Source organism: Pseudomonas sp. MCal1 (assembly GCF_026341415.1).
Classification (GTDB): Bacteria; Pseudomonadota; Gammaproteobacteria; order Pseudomonadales; family Pseudomonadaceae; genus Aquipseudomonas.
Map to the genome: position 1 here is coordinate 218,360 of NZ_JAKUMP010000011.1, position 19,668 is coordinate 238,027.

Below are 19,668 nucleotides of genomic sequence, written 5' to 3' on the forward strand. Positions count from 1 at the left end.
AATCCCCCCATCGCTCGCCAGTTTCAGGCGGGTGGCCCTCATCAGGAGACTCCGATGTCCGTTGAGCACGCTGCGGTACAACGCGCCGATTTCGACCAGGTTATGGTTCCCAACTACGCGCCTGCCGCTTTCATTCCGGTGCGTGGCGCCGGTTCCCGCGTCTGGGATCAGGCCGGCCGCGAGCTGATCGACTTCGCCGGCGGTATCGCCGTCAACGTATTGGGCCATGCGCACCCGGCGCTGGTCGGTGCCTTGACCGAGCAAGCGAACAAGCTGTGGCACGTGTCCAACGTGTTCACCAACGAACCAGCCCTGCGCCTGGCGCACAAGCTGATCGACGCCACCTTTGCCGAGCGCGTGTTCTTCTGCAACTCCGGCGCCGAAGCCAACGAGGCTGCCTTCAAGCTGGCCCGTCGCGTCGCGTTCGACCGTTTCGGCACCGAGAAGTACGAAATCATCGCCGCGCTCAACAGCTTCCACGGCCGCACCCTGTTCACCGTGAACGTCGGCGGCCAGTCGAAGTATTCCGACGGTTTCGGCCCGAAAATCACCGGTATCACCCACGTGCCGTACAACGATCTGGCGGCGCTGAAAGCCGCTGTTTCGGGCAAGACCTGCGCGGTCGTTCTGGAACCGATCCAGGGCGAGGGCGGCGTACTGCCGGCCGAGCAGGCGTACCTGCAAGGCGCCCGTGAGCTGTGCGACGCGAACAACGCGCTGCTGGTGTTCGACGAAGTGCAGACCGGCATGGGCCGTACCGGCAATCTGTTCGCCTACCAGCATTTCGGCGTGGTTCCGGACATCCTGACCAGCGCCAAGAGCCTGGGCGGCGGTTTCCCGATCGCCGCAATGTTGACCACCGAAGCGCTGGCCAAGCATCTGGTTGTCGGCACTCACGGCACCACTTACGGCGGCAACCCGTTGGCGTGCGCCGTGGCTGAAGCGGTGATCGACGTGATCAACACCCCTGAGGTGCTGAACGGCGTCAACGCCAAGCACGACAAGTTCAAGACCCGCCTGCAACAGATCGGCGAGAAGTACGGCCTGTTCACCCAGGTGCGCGGTCTCGGTCTGCTGATCGGTTGCGTGCTGAGCGATGCCTGGAAAGGCAAGGCCAAAGACATCTTCAACGCCGCTGAACAAGAAGGCCTGATGATTCTGCAGGCCGGCCCGGACGTGATCCGTTTCGCCCCGAGCCTGGTGGTCGAAGACGCGGACATCGACGCCGGTCTGGATCGTTTCGAACGTGCTGCAGCGAAACTGACCCAAGCCTGATAGATCCTTCGGCGCCTGGAGCTTTCAGGCGCCGAACCCAATTTTGATGCCGGGCAAATCAAAGTGGGAGCGAGCTTGCTCGCGAATGCGGTGGGTCAGACAACCTGTTTGTCGACGAGTGAACCGCCTTCGCGAGCAAGCTCGCTCCCACAGTGTCCGGCGTTTTTTTACTGTGAATTTATAAGAGAAAGGAGTGACACCATGCTGGTGATGCGCCCCGCGCAAATGGCTGATCTGGGCGAGGTACAGCGTCTGGCTGCGGACAGCCCGATTGGTGTCACTTCCTTGCCGGATGACGTTGAACGCCTGAGCGACAAGATTGCCGCGAGCGAAGCCTCGTTTGCCGCCGAAGTGAGCTTCAACGGCGAAGAGAGTTATTTCTTTGTCCTTGAAGACACCGCCACCGGCAAGCTGGTGGGCTGCTCGGCGATCGTTGCGTCGGCCGGTTATTCCGAGCCGTTCTACAGTTTTCGCAACGAGACCTTCGTGCACGCCTCCCGCGAGCTGAAGATCCACAACAAGATCCACGTGCTCTCGCAATGCCACGACCTGACCGGCAACAGCTTGCTGACCAGTTTCTATGTGCAGCGCGAGCTGGTGGGTTCGCCGTGGGCCGAACTCAACTCCCGTGGCCGTCTGCTGTTCGTTGCCAGCCATCCGGAGCGTTTCGCCGATTCGGTGGTGACCGAGATCGTCGGTTACAGCGACGAGAACGGCGACTCGCCATTCTGGGACGCCATCGGTCGTAACTTCTTCGACCTGAACTACGCCGAGGCCGAGCGTCTGTGTGGCCTGAAAAGCCGCACGTTCCTCGCCGAACTGATGCCGCATTACCCGATCTACGTGCCGTTGCTGCCGGACTCCGCTCAGGAAGCGATGGGCCAGGTGCACCCGCGTGCGCAGATCACCTTCGACATCCTGATGCGCGAAGGCTTCGAGACCGATCACTACATCGACATCTTCGACGGTGGCCCGACCCTGCATGCGCGGGTTTCGGGGATCCGTTCGATCGCCCAGAGCCGTGTGGTGCCGGTGAAGCTCGGCGAGCCGGTCAAAGGTGCCGGGCGCCAGTATCTGGTAGCCAATGCCCAGTTGCAGGATTACCGCGCGGTACTGCTGGAACTGGATTACGCGCCGGGCAAGCCGGTGACCCTGGATCTGGAAGCGGCCGAAGCCCTGGGCGTCGGTGAAGGTGCCAGCGTGCGCCTGGTGGCGGTTTAACGCCTTAGCGAGTTTCACGGGTGGCCACGGCGGCCCGTTTGAGGAGATAGCATGATTGTTCGCCCCGTACGCAGCAGCGATTTGTCCGCTCTGATCGACCTAGCCCGCAGCACCGGCACCGGCCTGACCACCTTGCCGGCCAACGAAGAACGCCTGACTCACCGGGTCGGCTGGGCCGAGAAGACCTTTCGCGGTGAAGCCGGTCGTGGCGACGCGGACTACCTGTTCGTGCTCGAAGACGACAACGGTCGCGTGGTGGGTATTTCCGCCATCGCCGGCGCTGTCGGTCTGCGCGAGCCGTGGTACAACTTTCGCGTCGGCCTGACCGTCAGCGCCTCGCAGGAACTGAACATCTATCGCGAGATCCCGACGCTGTTCCTGGCCAACGATCTGACCGGCAACTCCGAGCTGTGCTCGCTGTTCCTGCACGCCGATTACCGCACCGGCCTCAACGGCCGCATGCTGTCCAAGGCGCGGATGCTGTTCATCGCCGAATTCCCTGAATTGTTCGGCAACAAGATCATCGCCGAGATGCGCGGCGTGTCGGATGACGCCGGCCGTTCGCCGTTCTGGGAAAGCCTGGGCCGTCACTTCTTCAAGATGGAATTCAGCCAGGCCGATTACCTGACCGGCGTCGGCAACAAGGCGTTCATCGCTGAACTGATGCCGAAATTCCCGCTGTACACCTGCTTCCTGTCGCCGGACGCGCGCAATGTCATCGGCCAGGTTCACCCGGACACCGAGCCTGCACTGGCGATGCTCAAGAGCGAAGGCTTCAGCTATCAGGGTTACGTCGACATCTTCGACGCCGGCCCGGCCATCGAGTGCGAGACCAGCAAGATCCGCGCGGTGCGTGACAGCGAAGCGCTGGTGCTGGCCATCGGCACGCCGGGCGACGATGCCACGCCGTTCATCATCCATAACCGCAAACGCGAAGACTGCCGCATCACGGCTGCGCCGGCCCGTCTGGCCGCCGGTACGCTGGTGGTCGATCCGCTGACCGCCAAACGTCTTCAACTCAACGCTGGCGATCAGGTTCGCGCCGTGGCGTTGTCCGCTGCACGGGAGTCGAAATAATGAATTCGCTATACATCGCAGGTGAGTGGCTGGCCGGTCAGGGCGAGGCCTTTCAATCGCTGAACCCGGTGACCCAGCAAGTGCTGTGGTCGGGGGAGGGCGCCACCGCCGCTCAGGTCGAGTCGGCCGTGCAGGCTGCGCGTCAGGCGTTCCCGGGCTGGGCCCGTCGTACCCTGGAAGATCGCATCAGCGTGCTCGAGGCGTTCGCCGCCGCGCTGAAAAAACACGCCGACGAACTGGCCCGCACCATCGGTGAGGAAACCGGCAAACCGCTGTGGGAAGCCGCGACCGAAGTCACCAGCATGGTCAACAAGATCGCGATCTCGGTGCAGAGCTACCGCGAACGTACCGGCGAGAAGAGCGGCCCGTTGGGCGACGCCACCGCCGTGTTGCGCCACAAGCCGCATGGCGTGGTCGCGGTGTTCGGCCCTTACAACTTCCCTGGTCACTTGCCGAACGGCCATATCGTGCCGGCGCTGCTGGCCGGTAACAGCGTGCTGTTCAAGCCCAGCGAGCTGACCCCGAAAGTCGCCGAACTGACGGTCAAGTGCTGGATCGAGGCCGGTCTGCCGGCCGGCGTGCTGAACCTGCTGCAAGGTGCCCGCGAAACCGGTATCGCACTGGCGGCAAACCCGGGCATCGACGGTCTGTTTTTCACCGGCTCGAGCCGTACCGGCAATCACCTGCACCAGCAGTTCGCCGGTCGTCCGGACAAGATCCTCGCGCTGGAAATGGGCGGCAACAACCCGCTGGTGGTCGATCAGGTCGCCGACCTCGACGCAGCGGTCTACACGATCATTCAGTCAGCATTCATTTCCGCCGGTCAGCGCTGCACCTGCGCCCGTCGTCTGCTGGTGCCGCAAGGCGCGTGGGGCGACAGCCTGCTCAAGCGTCTGGTGGAAGTCAGCTCGACCATCGAGGTCGGTGCTTTCGATCAGCAACCGGCGCCGTTCATGGGCTCGGTGGTTTCCCTCGGCGCGGCTAAATCGTTGATGGATGCCCAGGCGCATCTGCTGGCCAACGGCGCGGTGTCGCTGCTGGCAATGACGCAGCCACAGGCGCAGTCGGCGCTGCTGACCCCCGGCATCGTTGATGTGACGGCGGTTGCCGAGCGCTCCGATGAAGAACTGTTCGGCCCGCTGTTGCAGGTGATCCGCTACGCCGACTTCGCGGCGGCGATTGCCGAAGCCAATAACACCGCGTTTGGCCTGGCCGCCGGTCTGCTGTCTGATTCCGAAGAGCGCTACCAGCAGTTCTGGCTGGAAAGCCGTGCCGGGATCGTCAACTGGAACAAGCAATTGACCGGTGCTGCCAGCAGCGCACCGTTCGGTGGTGTCGGCGCTTCGGGCAACCACCGCGCCAGCGCCTACTACGCGGCGGATTACTGCGCGTACCCGGTGGCCTCGCTCGAAACCCCGAGCCTGGTGTTGCCGGCGGCCCTGACGCCTGGCGTGAAGATGGCGTGATGCCCATCGCTGGCACGCCAGCTCCCACAAGGACGATGAGATTCCTGTGGGAGCGAGCTTGCTCGCGAAGGCCGCGACTCGGTCTTATTGAATTGTTACCCGATGCCTATAACAACAGATTCTCGTGGAGCCTCGCTGATGAAATCCTATGAAGTCAATTTTGACGGTCTAGTGGGGCCGACCCATAACTACGGTGGTCTGTCCTACGGCAACGTTGCGTCCCAGAGCAACAGCCAGCAATCCTCGAACCCGAAGGAAGCGGCGCTGCAAGGTCTGGCAAAAATGAAAGCGCTGATGGAAATGGGCTTTCAGCAGGGCGTCCTCGCACCACAGGAGCGTCCGGACGTGGCTGCCTTGCGCCGTCTGGGTTTCAGCGGCACCGACGCTCAGGTGATCGAGCGCGCTGCAAAAGAAGCGATGCCGCTGCTGGTCGCCAGTTGCTCGGCGTCGAGCATGTGGGTGGCCAACGCCGCTACGGTCAGCCCGAGCGCCGACACCGCTGACGGTCGCGTGCACTTCACCGCCGCCAACCTGAACTGCAAATACCACCGCAGCATCGAGCACCCGACCACCAGTCGCGTGCTGGGCGCGATGTTCGCCAACCAGCAACACTTCGCTCACCACGCCGCGTTGCCGGCGGTGGCGCAGTTCGGCGACGAAGGCGCAGCCAACCACACGCGTTTCTGCCGTGAGTACGGCGAGGCCGGTGTCGAGTTCTTCGTGTTCGGTCGCAGTGCGTTCGACACCCGCTACCCGGCACCGCAGAAATACCCGGCGCGCCAGACCCTCGAAGCGTCGCAAGCGGTTGCCCGTCTGCACGGCCTGCGTGACGACGGCGTGGTCTACGCGCAGCAGAACCCGGCGGTGATCGATCAGGGCGTGTTCCACAACGACGTGATCGCGGTGGGCAACGGCGAGGTGCTGTTCTATCACGAGGACGCATTCCTCGACACCGATCAGATGCTGGCCGAACTGCAAGCCAAACTGGCCAAGGTCGGCGGCAACTTCCAGTCGGTCTGCGTGCCGCGTTCTGCGGTCACTGTGGACGATGCGGTGCGTTCCTACCTGTTCAACAGCCAGTTGCTGTCGCGTCCTGACGGTTCGATGCTGTTGATCGTGCCGGAAGAGTGCCGTGGCAACGAGCGCGTGTGGAATTACCTGCAAGGCCTGATCAGCTCCGGCGGCCTGATCCGCGAAGTGAAAGTCTTCGACCTCAAGCAAAGCATGCAGAACGGTGGTGGCCCGGCGTGCCTGCGACTGCGCGTCGCGCTCAACGAAACCGAGCTGGCGGCCGTCAACCCAGGGGTTATCATGACCGCCCCGTTGTACGGTTCGTTGACCGCATGGGTTGAAAAGCACTACCGCGACCGCCTGACCGAAAGTGATCTGGCGGATCCGCAATTGCTGCTTGAATGCCGGACGGCACTGGATGAACTGACGCAAATCCTTAAACTGGGCGCGGTTTATCCATTCCAGATCAATTGATGACCGGTGCGCCGCCTCGTCGCGGCGCACGGTTTCATCTCCCCAAGAGAGCGTAAAACATGAGCGATTCCCTGCAGCTGATCCTTGAAGACACTGACGGCACGCAACTGCAAACTTCCTGCACCCGCGTCGCGGTCATGTGGCAAGGCAAAGAGCTGTGGATCCAGCAGGACGGCCGCGGCCAACTGCTGATCGGCGTGGACGTCGAAGAGGGCGACGAAGAGTACGCCAACCTGCTGTTGCGTCCATTGGCGACTAATCTGGTAAGTCTGCAACTGGAGATGGAACCGGCTGACCTCGGCGACGAGGACGGCCACGTGCACGGCCCGGATTGCAATCACGATCACTAAGGAAACCGCTCTATGCTCGCCCTCGGCAAACTGCTTGAACTGACCCTCGCCGGCCGTGAACCGGCGGAGAAGACTCAACTGACTGTCGAAGGCGTGCGCATGCGCTGGTTGAGCGAGGGTGCGCTGGAAGTCCGGCCACCCGAAGCGCGCGACAATGGCCTGGACCTGCTGTTGTCGGCAGGCATCCACGGCAACGAAACGGCACCGATCGAATTGCTCGACCGGCTGCTGCATGACATCGCTCGCGGCGACCTGAAGCCGCGCGCACGCATTCTGTTCCTGTTCGGCAACCCGGAAGCGATTCGCAAGGGCGAGCGTTTCGTAGAGCAGGATGTCAATCGACTGTTCAATGGCCGTCACGAACAAAGCAGCGGCTCCGAAGCCCTGCGCGCCTGCGAGCTGGAACGTCTGGCGGCAAGTTTCTTCAGCCTTCCTGATCGTCAGCGTCTGCACTACGACCTGCACACCGCGATTCGTGGTTCGAAGATCGAGCAGTTCGCTTTGTATCCGTGGAAGGAAGGTCGCCAGCATTCCCGTCTCGAGCTGGCCCGCCTGCGCGCCGCCGGCATGGAAGCGGTGCTGTTGCAGAACAAACCGTCGATCGTGTTCAGCTCCTACACCTACGACAAGCTGGGTGCAGAGTCCTTCACGCTGGAGCTGGGCAAGGCGCGGCCGTTCGGACAGAACGCCGGGGTCAATGTGTCGCTGCTGGAAACCCGTCTGAAGCAGATCATCGAAGGCACTGAGCCTGAGATGGCCGAGCAGGGCCTGGACGGTCTGCAACTGTTCAGCGTGGCGCGGGAAATCATCAAGCACAGCGATGCGTTCCGCCTGAACCTGCCGGCGGACATCGAAAACTTTTCGGAACTGGATGTGGGTTATGTGCTGGCCGAAGACCTGGCCAATACCCGCTGGATCATCGAAGAGCAGGGCGCGCGGATCATTTTCCCCAATCCCAAGGTCAAGAACGGCCTGCGGGCGGGCATCCTGATCGTGCCGACCACTGACGAAAATCTTGCCTGATGATCGTCTTACTAGATGACTGATCGTTCCCACGCTCTGCGTGGGAATGCCTTAATGGACGCTCTGCGTCCGCTTTAGGGACGCGGAGCGTCCCGGGCAGCATTCCCACGCAGAGCGTGGGAACATCATGGCAGTTTTTTTATGATGCTTAGACCGCAACAGCGCGCGGCTCGGTGCGGCGCAACGCACGCACTTTCTGCAGCGTATCGGCGCAGGTCTTCGCCGCTTCCTGACCCTTGTGCACGAAATGCTCGAAGAAGAATTTCTGGTGTTCTTCGCCGGCATGGAAGTGGTGCGGGGTCAGCGACACCGAGAACACCGGCACTTCGGTTTCCAGCTGAACCTGCATCAGGCCGCTGACCACCGACTGGGCAACGAACTCGTGACGGTAAATTCCGCCGTCCACCACCAGGGCGGCGGCAACGATACCGGCATAACGACCGGTCTTGGCCAGCAGCTTGGCGTGCAGAGGCATTTCAAAGGCGCCGCCGACTTCGAAGAAATCGATGTCCGATTCCTGATATCCCTGAGCGATCATTTCGGCGAGGAAGCCCTTGCGGCTCTGGTCGACGATTTCCTTGTGCCAGCAGGCCTGGATGAACGCGACGCGCTCGCCGTGAGGGTGTTTGCTTTTGCTGTCGATAGCGGTGGGTTGCATGTTCTGACTCCTGTTTGTGTGAAAAACAGGGCGTTATGAATCGAAAGGGATTCAAGGGTACGCACGCTCGCACGAATACGGCGGACGGCCCTTTGGCGTCAATCCCGTTCTCTCTTCATCCGGACTGTGACCGTCGGCCCCGGAATCACACCGGGTCTGCTGACCTTGCCGCCGCTCACGGCATTTGCCGTGTACGTCACCAAGCGCTCGCGGGCTATGCGCATTGCGCGCAATTACCGCCGGTGGGGAATTGCACCCCGCCCTGAGAACGTTTCGCTGCCCTTTATCGGGCGGCGCAGCGTTTTTAACACAGATTTCCGGGCAGTGCATTGCGCCTTTGTGATGATTGCCATCGAGTTTTTCGAAGCACACAAACGACTTTTCCTTGCTCAAGGGTTGATTAATCCGCGCCATGCCCGCAGTAATTCGTCTTCGTAAAGGGATTTCCCCTGCTGACCAGAGGCCAGGTTCATGAGCGTTATCGATCTTCGCAGCGACACCGTCACCCAACCGACTCCCGCCATGCTCGATGCGATGACTCGCGCCGATACCGGCGACGACGTGTATGGCGAAGATCCGACGGTCAATCGTCTGGAGACCGAACTGGCAAAACGGCTGGGTTTTGCTGCGGCGCTGTTCGTCCCGACCGGCACCATGAGCAACCTGCTGGGGTTGATGGCGCACTGCGAGCGCGGCGACGAATACATCGTCGGTCAACAGGCGCACACCTATAAGTACGAGGGCGGCGGCGCGGCGGTGCTCGGCTCGATCCAGCCGCAGCCGCTGGAAGTGCAGGCCGATGGCTCGCTGGACCTGGATCAGGTGGCAGCGGCGATCAAGCCTGACGACTTCCACTTTGCCCGCACCCGTCTGCTGGCGCTGGAAAACACCATGCAAGGCAAAGTGTTGCCGATGGAGTATCTGGCCCGTGCCCGTCAGTTCACTCAGAGCCATGGCCTTCAGCTGCATCTGGACGGCGCGCGGCTGTACAACGCGGCGGTCAAGCTCGGGGTCGATGCCCGGGAAATCACCCAGTATTTCGATTCGGTCTCGGTGTGCCTGTCCAAAGGCCTCGGCGCGCCGGTCGGTTCGGTGCTGTGCGGTTCGTCGGCGTTGATTGCAAAGGCCCGGCGCCTGCGCAAAATGGTCGGTGGCGGCATGCGTCAGGCCGGATTGCTGGCGGCGGCGGGGCTGTATGCGCTGGATCACAACGTCGAGCGTCTGGCGGATGACCATGCCAACGCGCAGTTGCTGGCCGAAGGCTTGCGCGAGGCCGGTTTCAGTGTCGAGCCGGTGCAGACCAACATGGTTTACGTGCAGATGGGTGATCGTGCCCATGCGATCAAGGCATTCGCTGCCGAGCGCGGGATCAAATTGAGCGCTGCCGCGCGGCTGCGAATGGTCACGCACATGGACGTCAACCGCGCGCAAATCGAGCAAGTGGTCGCGACATTCGTCGAGTTTTCGCGCAAGTGACAGCGTTAGCCACCCAATTGACCGTTTCTATCGTATAAACACGCTGTACCCCGCGCGCAGGGCCGATATAATGCGGCCCTTTGCCGTCGTTTCGTCTGTTGACGTTTCGTACAGGCCTTTGGCCGCAGCCTCCGTGGAAGAACCTAATGAAAAGCGCAGAAATCCGTGAAGCCTTCCTTCGCTTCTTCGAAGAGCAAGGCCACACCCGTGTAGCCTCCAGCTCTTTGATTCCGGGCAACGACCCAACCCTGCTGTTCACCAACGCGGGGATGAACCAGTTCAAGGACTGCTTCCTGGGCCAGGAAAAGCGCGCGTACACCCGCGCCGTCTCCAGCCAGAAATGCGTGCGCGCCGGCGGCAAGCACAACGACCTGGAAAACGTCGGTTACACCGCCCGTCACCACACCTTCTTCGAAATGCTGGGTAACTTCAGCTTCGGCGACTACTTCAAGCGTGATGCCATCACCTACGCCTGGAACTTCCTGACCTCCGAGAAGTGGCTGAACCTGCCGAAGGAAAAGCTGTGGGTCACCGTCTACGCCAGCGATGACGAGGCCTACGACATCTGGACCAAGGAAGTCGGTGTGCCGGCCGAGCGCATGGTGCGCATCGGCGACAACAAAGGCGCGCCATACGCGTCCGACAACTTCTGGACCATGGGCGATACCGGCCCGTGCGGTCCTTGCACCGAGATTTTCTACGATCACGGCGCCGACATCTGGGGCGGCCCGCCGGGCTCGCCGGAAGAAGACGGCGACCGCTACATCGAAATCTGGAACAACGTGTTCATGCAGTTCAACCGCACCGCCGATGGCGTGTTGCACCCGCTGCCAGCCCCGTCGGTGGACACCGGCATGGGCCTTGAGCGGATCAGTGCCGTGCTGCAGCACGTTCACTCGAACTATGAAATCGACCTGTTCCAGAGCCTGCTGGCCGCTTCGGCCAAGGCCATCGGTTGCAGCAACGACAATCAGGCGTCGCTGAAAGTCGTGGCTGACCACATCCGTTCCTGCGGCTTCCTGATTGCCGACGGCGTGCTGCCGTCCAACGAAGGTCGCGGCTACGTGCTGCGCCGGATCATTCGTCGCGCTTGCCGTCACGGCAACAAGCTGGGCGCCAAGGGCAGCTTCTTCTACCAGATCGTTGCCGCACTCGTGGCCGAGATGGGCGATGCCTTCCCTGAGCTGAAATCCCAACAGGCGCACATCGAGCGCGTACTGAAAGCCGAAGAAGAGCAATTCGCCAAGACCCTGGAGCAGGGCCTGAAGATCCTTGAGCAGGATCTGGCCGAGCTCAAAGGTGACGTGGTTCCGGGCGACGTGGTGTTCAAACTCTACGACACCTACGGTTTCCCGATGGACCTGACCGCGGACATCGCCCGCGAGCGCAGCCTGACCATCGACGAAGCCGGTTTCGAGCGTGAAATGGAAGCCCAGCGCGTCCGTGCCCGCTCCGCCAGCTCGTTCGGCCTGGATTACAACAGCCTGGTCAAGGTTGACGTGGACACTGAGTTCACCGGTTATCACGCCACCAGCGGTTCGGCGAAAGTCGTTGCCCTCTATAAAGACGGTCAGTCCGTAGATGTCTTGAGCGAAGGGCAGGAAGGCGTTGTGGTTCTGAACCAGACGCCTTTCTACGCCGAATCCGGCGGCCAGGTTGGCGATTGCGGTTACCTGCAGGCCGGCAACAGCCGTTTCGACGTGCGCGACACCACCAAGACCGGCGGCGCGTTCCTGCACCACGGCGTGCTGGCGTCGGGCAGCCTGATCGTTGGGGCGCCGGTGGAAACCCACGTCGAAGCCGACGTGCGTCACGCCACTTCGCTCAACCACTCGGCTACTCACTTGCTGCACGCTGCGTTGCGCAAAGTGCTGGGCGATCACGTTCAACAGAAAGGTTCGTTGGTCGACAGTCAGCGCCTGCGCTTCGACTTCAGCCACTTTGAAGCCATCAAGCCGGAGCAGATCAAGGCGCTGGAAGACATCGTCAACGCCGAGATCCGCAAGAACTCCGCCGTTGAAACCGAAGAAACCGACATCGAAACCGCCAAGCAGAAAGGCGCGATGGCGCTGTTCGGCGAGAAGTACGGCGACAATGTGCGCGTGCTGAGCATGGGCGGTGATTTCTCCGTCGAGCTGTGCGGCGGTATCCACGCCAACCGTACCGGCGACATCGGTCTGCTGAAAATCATCAGCGAAGGCGGTGTGGCATCGGGCGTGCGTCGTATCGAAGCCGTCACCGGCGCAGCGGCTCTGGCTTACTTGAACGCTGCTGAAGAACAACTCAAGGAAGCGGCCAGCCTGGTCAAGGGCAGCCGCGACAACCTGATCGACAAGCTGTCGGCTGTGCTGGAGCGCAACCGCGCGCTTGAAAAGCAGCTCGAGCAGTTGCAGGCCAAGGCCGCCGCCGCTGCAGGCGACGATCTGTCGGCCTCGGCCGTGGACGTCAAGGGCGTGAAAGTGCTGGCCGTGCGCCTGGATGGTCAGGACGGCAAGGCGCTGCTGGCGCTGGTCGATCAGCTGAAAAACAAACTCGGCCGCGCAGTGATCCTGCTCGGCAGTGTCCATGAGGAAAAGGTCGTACTGGTTGCAGGCGTAACCAAGGACCTGACTGGCCAACTCAAAGCCGGTGATTTGATGAAACAGGCTGCTGCGGCAGTGGGCGGTAAGGGCGGTGGTCGTCCGGACATGGCGCAGGGCGGCGGTGTCGACGCCGGCGCACTGGATGGCGCTCTGGCGCTGACCGTTCCATTCGTCGAGCAGGGTTTATAAGACGGCCCGTCGGGCCCGCAGTCTAGTGGCGGGCCGGGCGGCTGTTTGAGTGATTATTGGGCGCCCTTCATGGGCAGAGGCGGCTTTGAAATGGCTTTGATCGTACAGAAATTTGGAGGCACCTCGGTCGGCACTGTCGAGAGAATCGAGCAGGTCGCCGACAAGGTTAAGAAATTCCGCGATGCCGGCGATGACCTGGTGGTTGTGCTGTCTGCAATGAGCGGCGAAACCAACCGTCTGATCGATCTGGCCAAGCAAATCAGTGGCGAAGATCAACCGGTTCCCCGTGAACTGGATGTGATCGTTTCCACCGGTGAGCAGGTGACGATCGCCCTGTTGGCCATGGCGTTGATCAAGCGCGGTGTGCCGGCGGTGTCCTACACCGGCAACCAGGTGCGGATCCTGACGGACAGCGCGCACAATAAAGCGCGTATCTTGCAGATTGATGATCAGAAGATTCGCGGCGACCTGAAGGCCGGTCGCGTGGTTGTGGTCGCCGGTTTCCAGGGCGTCGACGAACACGGCAACATCACGACCCTGGGTCGTGGCGGTTCCGACACCACCGGCGTGGCGCTGGCCGCTGCGCTGAAGGCTGACGAGTGCCAGATTTACACCGACGTCGATGGTGTCTACACCACTGACCCGCGCGTGGTGTCCGTTGCTCAGCGTCTGGACAAGATCACCTTCGAAGAGATGCTGGAAATGGCCAGCCTCGGTTCCAAGGTGTTGCAGATCCGCGCGGTGGAGTTCGCCGGCAAGTACAACGTTCCGCTGCGCGTACTGCACAGCTTCAAGGAGGGTCCGGGCACCCTCATTACTATTGATGAAGAGGAAACCATGGAACAGCCGATCATTTCCGGCATCGCTTTCAACCGCGATGAAGCCAAGCTGACCATCCGTGGCGTGCCAGACACCCCGGGCGTGGCGTTCAAGATTCTCGGCCCGATCAGTGCCGCGAACATCGAAGTCGACATGATCGTGCAGAACGTCGCGCACGATAACACCACCGACTTCACCTTCACCGTACACCGCAACGACTACCAGTCCGCGCAGACCGTGCTGGAAAACACCGCTCGCGAGATCGGTGCCCGTGAAGTGGTTGGCGACACCAAGATTGCCAAGGTCTCGATCGTCGGTGTCGGCATGCGCTCCCACGCAGGCGTGGCCAGCCGCATGTTCGAATCCCTGGCAAAGGAAAGCATCAACATCCAGATGATCTCGACCTCGGAAATCAAGGTTTCCGTGGTGATCGAAGAGAAGTACCTGGAACTGGCCGTGCGCGCCCTGCACACGGCTTTCGAACTCGACGCTCCGGCCCGTCAGGGCGAGTGATGCGTTGTCTGAAGGGCGCGGTCTGACCGCGCCCTTTATTTTTTGAATGGCGTGAGCCCTTAACTGTTCTTTTGCTCGCGCTGGTCAATACTCAGGCATGTAGGGCTACGATCGCTCCGGTTGTAGGTCGGGTGCCTTTTTTTTGCAGACTGTTGTCCCTGAAATGATTCGCGTGAGGAGAAAGGTATGCTGATTCTGACTCGTCGGTGCGCAGAAAGCCTGATTATCGGTGATGGCGAAATCACCGTGACCGTGCTCGGCGTTAAAGGAAATCAAGTGCGTATCGGCGTCAATGCCCCGAAAGAGGTGGCCGTGCACCGTGAAGAAATCTATCTGCGTATAAAGAAAGAGAAGGACGAAGAACCAAGCCATTAATTTTTATCGATTTTTATGTTTGCAAACGGGGAAGAAGGTGGTTAATATACGCCCCGTGTTGCGGAGAGCTGGCCGAGTGGCCGAAGGCGCTCCCCTGCTAAGGGAGTACACCTCAAAAGGGTGTCGGGGGTTCGAATCCCCCGTTCTCCGCCATTATTTGCTTAGTACGTTGTAATCTGGCTTCTTCTGTAAGTTATTGAAATTTATAGAAAAAGTGGTTGGAATAGAGATTAGACGGGCTATAATGCGGCGCAACAAATGCACTCGTAGCTCAGCTGGATAGAGTACTCGGCTACGAACCGAGCGGTCACAGGTTCGAATCCTGTCGAGTGCACCATTTAAGAGTTAGTTGCAGCGATGTAAATGACTCGGCTTCAACCAGTTGTGATCTGGTCTAAAAACACAAATTGCACTCGTAGCTCAGCTGGATAGAGTACTCGGCTACGAACCGAGCGGTCACAGGTTCGAATCCTGTCGAGTGCACCATTTAAGAGTCGGTTGCAGCAATGCAGATGACTTGGTTACAGCCAGTTGTGGTCTGGTCTAAAAACACAAATTGCACTCGTAGCTCAGCTGGATAGAGTACTCGGCTACGAACCGAGCGGTCACAGGTTCGAATCCTGTCGAGTGCACCATATATCGAAAAGCCCGCGTTTAACGCGGGCTTTTTGCTGTCCGGGATTTGGCTTTTCCCGTCACGCATCCTTTTTCATCAAAATCGATTTGAGCACTGCGCCCTCGCTTGAGGTCGTAACGATAGCTTGTTGCCGAATTGCGGATATTTACCTTGTCGGGTTTGCCCAGAGCGCTCTCAACGTCCTGCTGGCTCATGCCGGCGATGATTCGTTGATTGATGATCGCCTCGCGTTTCTGTCGTGCGTCGATCAGATCTCCACATTTGTCGTGAGTGCGCCCGACGACGGTCATTTCTCGTTTTCTGATATTCATGCCCGATATTTCTTCGTGACGGGCTTCGGGTATCAGTGCCACGGTCGAACCAGGCGAGTAGGGTCGTACTTCCTGCAATGAAAGGTGTTCATCGTTCGCACAGGTCAGCGTCGTGAATGTGACGCTACCATCAGAAGCTTCGCAGCGATGAAGTGTGGTTGCGCTCCCGATGGCGGGCAGGCAGAGCAGGGTGGTCAGCATGAGTCGGGATGTTTTCGATGGCATTCGGCGTCCTCCGTGACGATCCTCTTCAAGCGTAGCCGGCAGTTTTTTCACCGCCGGTGTGTTTTCTTTTCAGAATGAGTCGTCGCAGTCTGAAGGATCAGGACAGCGCTCAGCTTTGTCTCGCAAGCGCTTGTTTCAGACACGATTTTTTAACGTTTAAAACCGTCATGCGGTGTATCATTGCGCCCGTCAGCCCCGCCGGGGCTTATGGAAAACCTCCATGGACTTACCCAGTAGTTATTCAGTAGCCCGTTTCACCAATCATGAATTGACTGATTGATCCTTCCGGCGTGCCCCGCTGCTGGGAGTGGAGTTCGCCTATGTCCGAAATCGAAGTAAAGAAAACACAGGAAAGCCTGCAGGATCGCCTGGCTCAGGTCGTCGAGCTGCTGCAGCGCCAGCGGGTCGTCGAAGACCTGACTCATCGCCAGGAAGGCCCGCATCATGACCGGGTCGAGAACCTGGTCCACCGGCAAAACCTCGTCGAGCTGCAACGCAAACTCGATGATCTGCACTCCGCCGACGTCGCCTACATTCTTGAAGCCCTGCCGCTCGACGATCGTCTGACGCTCTGGCAACTGGTCAAGGCCGACCGCGACGGCGACATTCTTCTCGAAGTATCCGATTCTGTCCGTGAAACGCTGATCGCCGACATGGACGATCACGAGCTCCTGGCTGCGGCCAAGGACATGGATGCCGACGAACTTGCTGACTTGGCCTCCGAGCTGCCGCGAGACGTCGTCCATGAGCTGATGGAGACTCTGGATCAGCAACAACGCGAGCGTGTGCGTTCGGCTCTCTCCTACGACGAGGAGCAGGTCGGTGCGCTGATGGACTTCGAGATGGTGACCATCCGTGAGGATGTCAGTCTCGAAGTGGTGCTGCGTTACCTGCGTCGACTGAAAGAGCTGCCGGGCCATACCGACAAGCTCTTTGTGGTCGACTACGACGGCGTGCTCAAGGGCGTGCTGCCGATCAAGCGTTTGCTGGTCAATGACCCGGAGAAACAGGTTTCCGAAGTCATGGCGAGTGACCCGGTGAGTTTTCACCCGGACGAAGACGCCTACGACGCCGCTCAGGCGTTCGAACGTTATGACCTGATCTCGGCCCCGGTGGTCGATAAGAACGGCAAGCTGATCGGCCGTCTGACCATCGACGAAATGGTCGACCTGATTCGTGAGGAGAGCGAAAGCGAAGTCCTCAACATGGCGGGTCTGCGTGAAGAGGAAGACATCTTCGCCTCCGTCTGGAAGTCTTTGCGCAACCGTTGGGCGTGGCTGGCGATCAACCTGATCACGGCGTTCGTCGCATCGCGTGTGATCGGCCTGTTCGAAGGTTCGATCGAAAAGCTGGTGGCCCTGGCGGCGCTGATGCCGATCGTAGCGGGTATTGGTGGTAACTCCGGCAACCAGACAATCACCATGATTGTTCGTGCCATGGCGCTTGATCAGGTCAGCACCGGCAACACCTCACGCCTGATGCGCAAAGAGCTGGCCGTCGCGTTGATCAACGGCCTGGTCTGGGGTGGGGTGATCGGTGTGGTCGCCTACATGCTGTACGGCAGTTGGTCATTGGGTGTGGTGATGACGGCTGCCATGACGTTGAACCTTTTGCTGGCGGCGCTGATGGGGGTGTTGATCCCGATGACGCTGGCGAAGATGGGCCGCGATCCGGCGATGGGCGCCAGCGTGATGATTACGGCCATGACCGACAGTGGTGGTTTTTTCATCTTCCTGGGATTGGCGACGATCTTCCTGCTCTGACCGACTGCATTGAAACAGCCTGCCGATTGGCGGGCTTTTTTTCGTCCCTGAAAAGCTCAAATTACGGGCAAAAAAAAGCCAGCATTCATGCTGGCTTGAGATGTTCGGTTTGACTCAGGATGCGTCTGCGGCCATTTCGGCGTCGTGGGCGATCAGAGAAACCAGCGCGTTCTGCTGGCGATGGGAGAGTTGGCGGAAGCGTTGCAGCAACTCGCGTTCGTGCAGCGACAGCTCCGGGCTGTCCAGGCGCATGCTCAGCTCTTCGCCCAGTGCGCCTTCCTGAATAAGACTCTGCTCAAGGCGCGCAATGATCTCGGAGTTCATGCTGCGATGATGATTGCGAGCCACCTCGGCAATGCGTTCACGCATTCCGTCTGGCAGACGTACGACGAACTTGTCAGCCGTACGGCTGGAATAAATTGCCTGTTTCAATGGGCGCATATATTTAACCGGTTAGTTCAGGGGAGCGGTTCTCGGGATTGGCCGCAGGATGTGTGGTAGGACAAGCATCCGCGCCAAATGGTTCAACCTGAATTGTTAAGAGGCGCGCATCATGCCTCAAAATTGCCAGATCATTGGCGTCAATTCTGTGACAAATATTGATCCGGGTAAAGGCGTAATGCCAGCACCAATTATCAGAAATGCGGACTGGTTTGAAAAGAAAGCTTCGGCCCGTATCGCTGACCGCGTCCTGAAGCATGTCGACTGATGCCCGAAGGAGGCAGAACGTGCATGCTATGCGGGTTGAATCGTTGTTCCTTACCTTTTACAGGATAGTGGCAAATGGCCGATTTACTAGGGGCAAGTGCCCGTCGGAGGGCGTTTTCAGGATGGATGGCAGGCTGATTTACCTCATGGGGCCTTCCGGTTCCGGCAAGGACAGTCTGATCGAGGCTGCGCGTGAACCCTTGCGGGCGTTGAACTGCGAAATCATGCGACGAGTGATCACCCGTTCGGCCGAATCCGTTGGCGAGGATGCGATCGGCGTGACGCCGCAGGAGTTCGAGCAACGTCAGCGCGCCGGCGATTTTTCGCTGGCGTGGGAGGCCAACGGTCTCGCCTACGGGATTCCAGTGGAAATGGATCAATGGTTGAAAGCCGGTAAACACGTCCTGGTGAACGGCTCTCGGGCGAACCTTCGGCAAGCGCAGCAAAGCTATCCGACGCTGGTGCCGGTGTTGCTGACGGTTCAAGATGATGTCCTGCGTGAGCGCCTGCTCCGGCGTGGCCGGGAGACGCGTGAGCAGATTGATGCGCGGCTGGCCCGCAACACGTTGTTCAAGCAGAGGCGTTCAACCGACAGCCCTGTGCACCTGATCGATAACTCGGGCGACCTGGCCGACGCGGTCAATCATTTGCTGGAGCTGGTCAGGTTTAGCGTAATACCGGATCAAACTTGATCTTGCGCCCGGCCACCAGCGCCAGTACGAACAGTGCCGAAAACACGCCGCAAGCGATCAGGGGCAGGGATATTTCGGTTTCCTCGAAGAGCGAAAAATGCCCGAGGCCACTCAATAAGGCGAGGATCAGAAACCCCGCAGCTGACTTGGACATGCTGTACTCCTGAAGATATTCAAAAAACCAGACGTTCAGTCGAATGCGCCGGCAACGCCTGATCAGACTCGCTGACCGCTTGCGGGGCGAAGCTCTGATCGCTCAACACCGCCCATTGCGGCGCCTTCTGCACTTGCAGGTAATGCGGCATGCGCCCGGCCACTTTCTCGTTGTCCTCGGGGACGAAGTGAAAGCCCACCAGGACGGCCAGTGCGATTGCGTTTGCGAACACGAGGGCGCTGTTCATGAGACGAGTCTCCGACTGTTCTTGTATAAGAACCGGTAAAGCAGCCGTCGTGCCAATAGTCTAACTGCTGTTAAGTCCTTTAAAAACAAGCATTTAGAAGAGTTTTTCGGAGAGGGTGCATTGCAATCTGCAATGATGGCTTTCTGCGTTGATGCAAATTGCACGGTAAAACGTCCGGCACCCTTGCAGGGCGCCTGCCTACACTTAAAAAGCCCTGCGGACGACATGACAAATCAGGGCCTGGCCGTTAACATGCACGCCGTCTGTCGCACCGGCAGTCCTGTGTCCCAGTAGCTCAATTGGATAGAGCATCCCCCTCCTAAGGGGAAGGTTGGCAGTTCGAACCTGCCCTGGGACACCATCTATTGAAAAGCCCCGAGCAGAGTAATCTGGCGGGGCTTTTTGCTGCTTGGAAAAGTCAT

General features: G+C 59.9%; 18 protein-coding genes, 5 tRNA genes and 1 riboswitch. Of the genes, 18 read left to right on the forward strand and 5 right to left on the reverse strand.

What is annotated here, in order from left to right:
- The first annotated feature begins 54 nt into the window (after positions 1–54).
- The 7 genes from MKZ87_RS19645 (at position 55) to astE (ending at position 7,897) form a co-directional block, all read left to right on the forward strand.
- Positions 55–1,275: an aspartate aminotransferase family protein gene (locus MKZ87_RS19645; RefSeq protein WP_085701590.1), complete on the forward strand. Its 1,221-nt coding sequence runs from the start codon at positions 55–57 to the stop codon at positions 1,273–1,275.
- Between the two features lie 201 nt (positions 1,276–1,476).
- Positions 1,477–2,496 carry an arginine/ornithine succinyltransferase subunit alpha gene (gene aruF, locus MKZ87_RS19650; RefSeq protein ID WP_064598807.1) on the forward strand — a complete coding sequence of 340 codons (1,020 nt, stop codon included), beginning with the start codon at positions 1,477–1,479 and terminating at the stop codon, positions 2,494–2,496.
- Between the two features lie 51 nt (positions 2,497–2,547).
- On the forward strand, positions 2,548–3,573 hold the full coding sequence (gene astA, locus MKZ87_RS19655; protein ID WP_011335534.1) for an arginine N-succinyltransferase: 1,026 nt from the start codon (positions 2,548–2,550) through the stop codon (positions 3,571–3,573).
- The gene (gene astD / locus MKZ87_RS19660) at positions 3,570–5,039 is read left to right on the forward strand and encodes a succinylglutamate-semialdehyde dehydrogenase (RefSeq protein ID WP_234206549.1); all 1,470 of its coding nucleotides are present in this window, start codon (positions 3,570–3,572) and stop codon (positions 5,037–5,039) included. Before astA ends, astD begins: the two co-directional genes overlap by 4 nt.
- 138 nt (positions 5,040–5,177) lie before the next feature.
- On the forward strand, positions 5,178–6,524 hold the full coding sequence (gene astB, locus MKZ87_RS19665; RefSeq protein WP_085701588.1) for an N-succinylarginine dihydrolase: 1,347 nt from the start codon (positions 5,178–5,180) through the stop codon (positions 6,522–6,524).
- Between the two features lie 59 nt (positions 6,525–6,583).
- Positions 6,584–6,874 (forward strand): topoisomerase II, encoded by a 291-nt coding sequence (locus MKZ87_RS19670; protein ID WP_085701587.1) that lies wholly within the window; start codon positions 6,584–6,586, stop codon positions 6,872–6,874.
- Between the two features lie 12 nt (positions 6,875–6,886).
- Positions 6,887–7,897 (forward strand): succinylglutamate desuccinylase, encoded by a 1,011-nt coding sequence (gene astE, locus MKZ87_RS19675; protein ID WP_007951052.1) that lies wholly within the window; start codon positions 6,887–6,889, stop codon positions 7,895–7,897.
- Between the two features lie 148 nt (positions 7,898–8,045).
- On the opposite strand, the gene MKZ87_RS19680 is transcribed toward astE, so the two are convergent.
- Positions 8,046–8,555, reverse strand: coding sequence for a 6,7-dimethyl-8-ribityllumazine synthase (locus MKZ87_RS19680; protein WP_039772077.1), 510 nt, complete (start codon positions 8,553–8,555; stop codon positions 8,046–8,048).
- Positions 8,556–8,657: 102 nt separating this feature from the next.
- Positions 8,658–8,829: riboswitch (FMN riboswitch) on the reverse strand.
- A gap of 197 nt (positions 8,830–9,026) precedes the next feature.
- Here MKZ87_RS19680 and ltaE point away from each other — a divergent pair.
- The 8 genes from ltaE to MKZ87_RS19720 all read left to right on the forward strand — a co-directional run bounded on the left by ltaE (position 9,027) and on the right by MKZ87_RS19720 (position 15,144).
- Positions 9,027–10,031: a low-specificity L-threonine aldolase gene (gene ltaE, locus MKZ87_RS19685; protein WP_085701586.1), complete on the forward strand. Its 1,005-nt coding sequence runs from the start codon at positions 9,027–9,029 to the stop codon at positions 10,029–10,031.
- Between the two features lie 146 nt (positions 10,032–10,177).
- Positions 10,178–12,802 carry an alanine--tRNA ligase gene (gene alaS / locus MKZ87_RS19690; protein WP_085683602.1) on the forward strand — a complete coding sequence of 875 codons (2,625 nt, stop codon included), beginning with the start codon at positions 10,178–10,180 and terminating at the stop codon, positions 12,800–12,802.
- A gap of 90 nt (positions 12,803–12,892) precedes the next feature.
- Positions 12,893–14,134, forward strand: a complete 1,242-nt coding sequence (locus MKZ87_RS19695; RefSeq protein ID WP_007951048.1) for an aspartate kinase — start codon at positions 12,893–12,895, stop codon at positions 14,132–14,134.
- A 186-nt stretch (positions 14,135–14,320) separates the two neighbouring features.
- Positions 14,321–14,509 (forward strand): carbon storage regulator CsrA, encoded by a 189-nt coding sequence (csrA, locus tag MKZ87_RS19700; RefSeq protein ID WP_002554426.1) that lies wholly within the window; start codon positions 14,321–14,323, stop codon positions 14,507–14,509.
- Between the two features lie 62 nt (positions 14,510–14,571).
- Positions 14,572–14,662, forward strand: a tRNA-Ser gene (locus tag MKZ87_RS19705).
- 107 nt (positions 14,663–14,769) lie between these two features.
- Positions 14,770–14,846: transfer RNA gene (locus tag MKZ87_RS19710), tRNA-Arg, on the forward strand.
- Positions 14,847–14,918: 72 nt separating this feature from the next.
- A tRNA-Arg gene (locus MKZ87_RS19715) sits at positions 14,919–14,995 on the forward strand.
- A 72-nt stretch (positions 14,996–15,067) separates the two neighbouring features.
- A tRNA-Arg gene (locus MKZ87_RS19720) sits at positions 15,068–15,144 on the forward strand.
- Between the two features lie 19 nt (positions 15,145–15,163).
- Here MKZ87_RS19720 and MKZ87_RS19725 read toward each other — a convergent pair.
- A complete protein-coding gene (locus MKZ87_RS19725; RefSeq protein ID WP_085701585.1) occupies positions 15,164–15,682 on the reverse strand; it encodes a cell envelope protein SmpA in 519 nt (172 codons plus the stop codon).
- 320 nt (positions 15,683–16,002) lie between these two features.
- Here MKZ87_RS19725 and mgtE point away from each other — a divergent pair, with 320 nt between their 5' ends.
- Entirely contained in the window at positions 16,003–17,445 is a 1,443-nt protein-coding gene (gene mgtE, locus MKZ87_RS19730) for a magnesium transporter (protein ID WP_011335525.1), read from the forward strand.
- Positions 17,446–17,559: 114 nt separating this feature from the next.
- Here the strand turns inward: mgtE and MKZ87_RS19735 are convergent, their stop codons facing one another.
- A complete protein-coding gene (locus MKZ87_RS19735) occupies positions 17,560–17,886 on the reverse strand; it encodes an Arc family DNA-binding protein (protein WP_003178899.1) in 327 nt (108 codons plus the stop codon).
- 389 nt (positions 17,887–18,275) lie between these two features.
- Between MKZ87_RS19735 and phnN the strand changes: the two genes are divergently transcribed.
- Complete coding sequence (phnN, locus tag MKZ87_RS19740; RefSeq protein WP_085701584.1) at positions 18,276–18,845, forward strand: phosphonate metabolism protein/1,5-bisphosphokinase (PRPP-forming) PhnN; 570 nt, start codon at positions 18,276–18,278, stop codon at positions 18,843–18,845.
- Here the strand turns inward: phnN and MKZ87_RS19745 are convergent.
- Positions 18,820–18,999 (reverse strand): PA3371 family protein, encoded by a 180-nt coding sequence (locus tag MKZ87_RS19745; RefSeq protein ID WP_085701583.1) that lies wholly within the window; start codon positions 18,997–18,999, stop codon positions 18,820–18,822. The genes phnN and MKZ87_RS19745 overlap by 26 nt on opposite strands.
- 19 nt (positions 19,000–19,018) lie before the next feature.
- Positions 19,019–19,246: a hypothetical protein gene (locus tag MKZ87_RS19750; protein WP_266201889.1), complete on the reverse strand. Its 228-nt coding sequence runs from the start codon at positions 19,244–19,246 to the stop codon at positions 19,019–19,021.
- Between the two features lie 284 nt (positions 19,247–19,530).
- Between MKZ87_RS19750 and MKZ87_RS19755 the strand changes: the two genes are divergently transcribed.
- Positions 19,531–19,607, forward strand: a tRNA-Arg gene (locus MKZ87_RS19755).
- Positions 19,608–19,668 lie beyond the last annotated feature (61 nt).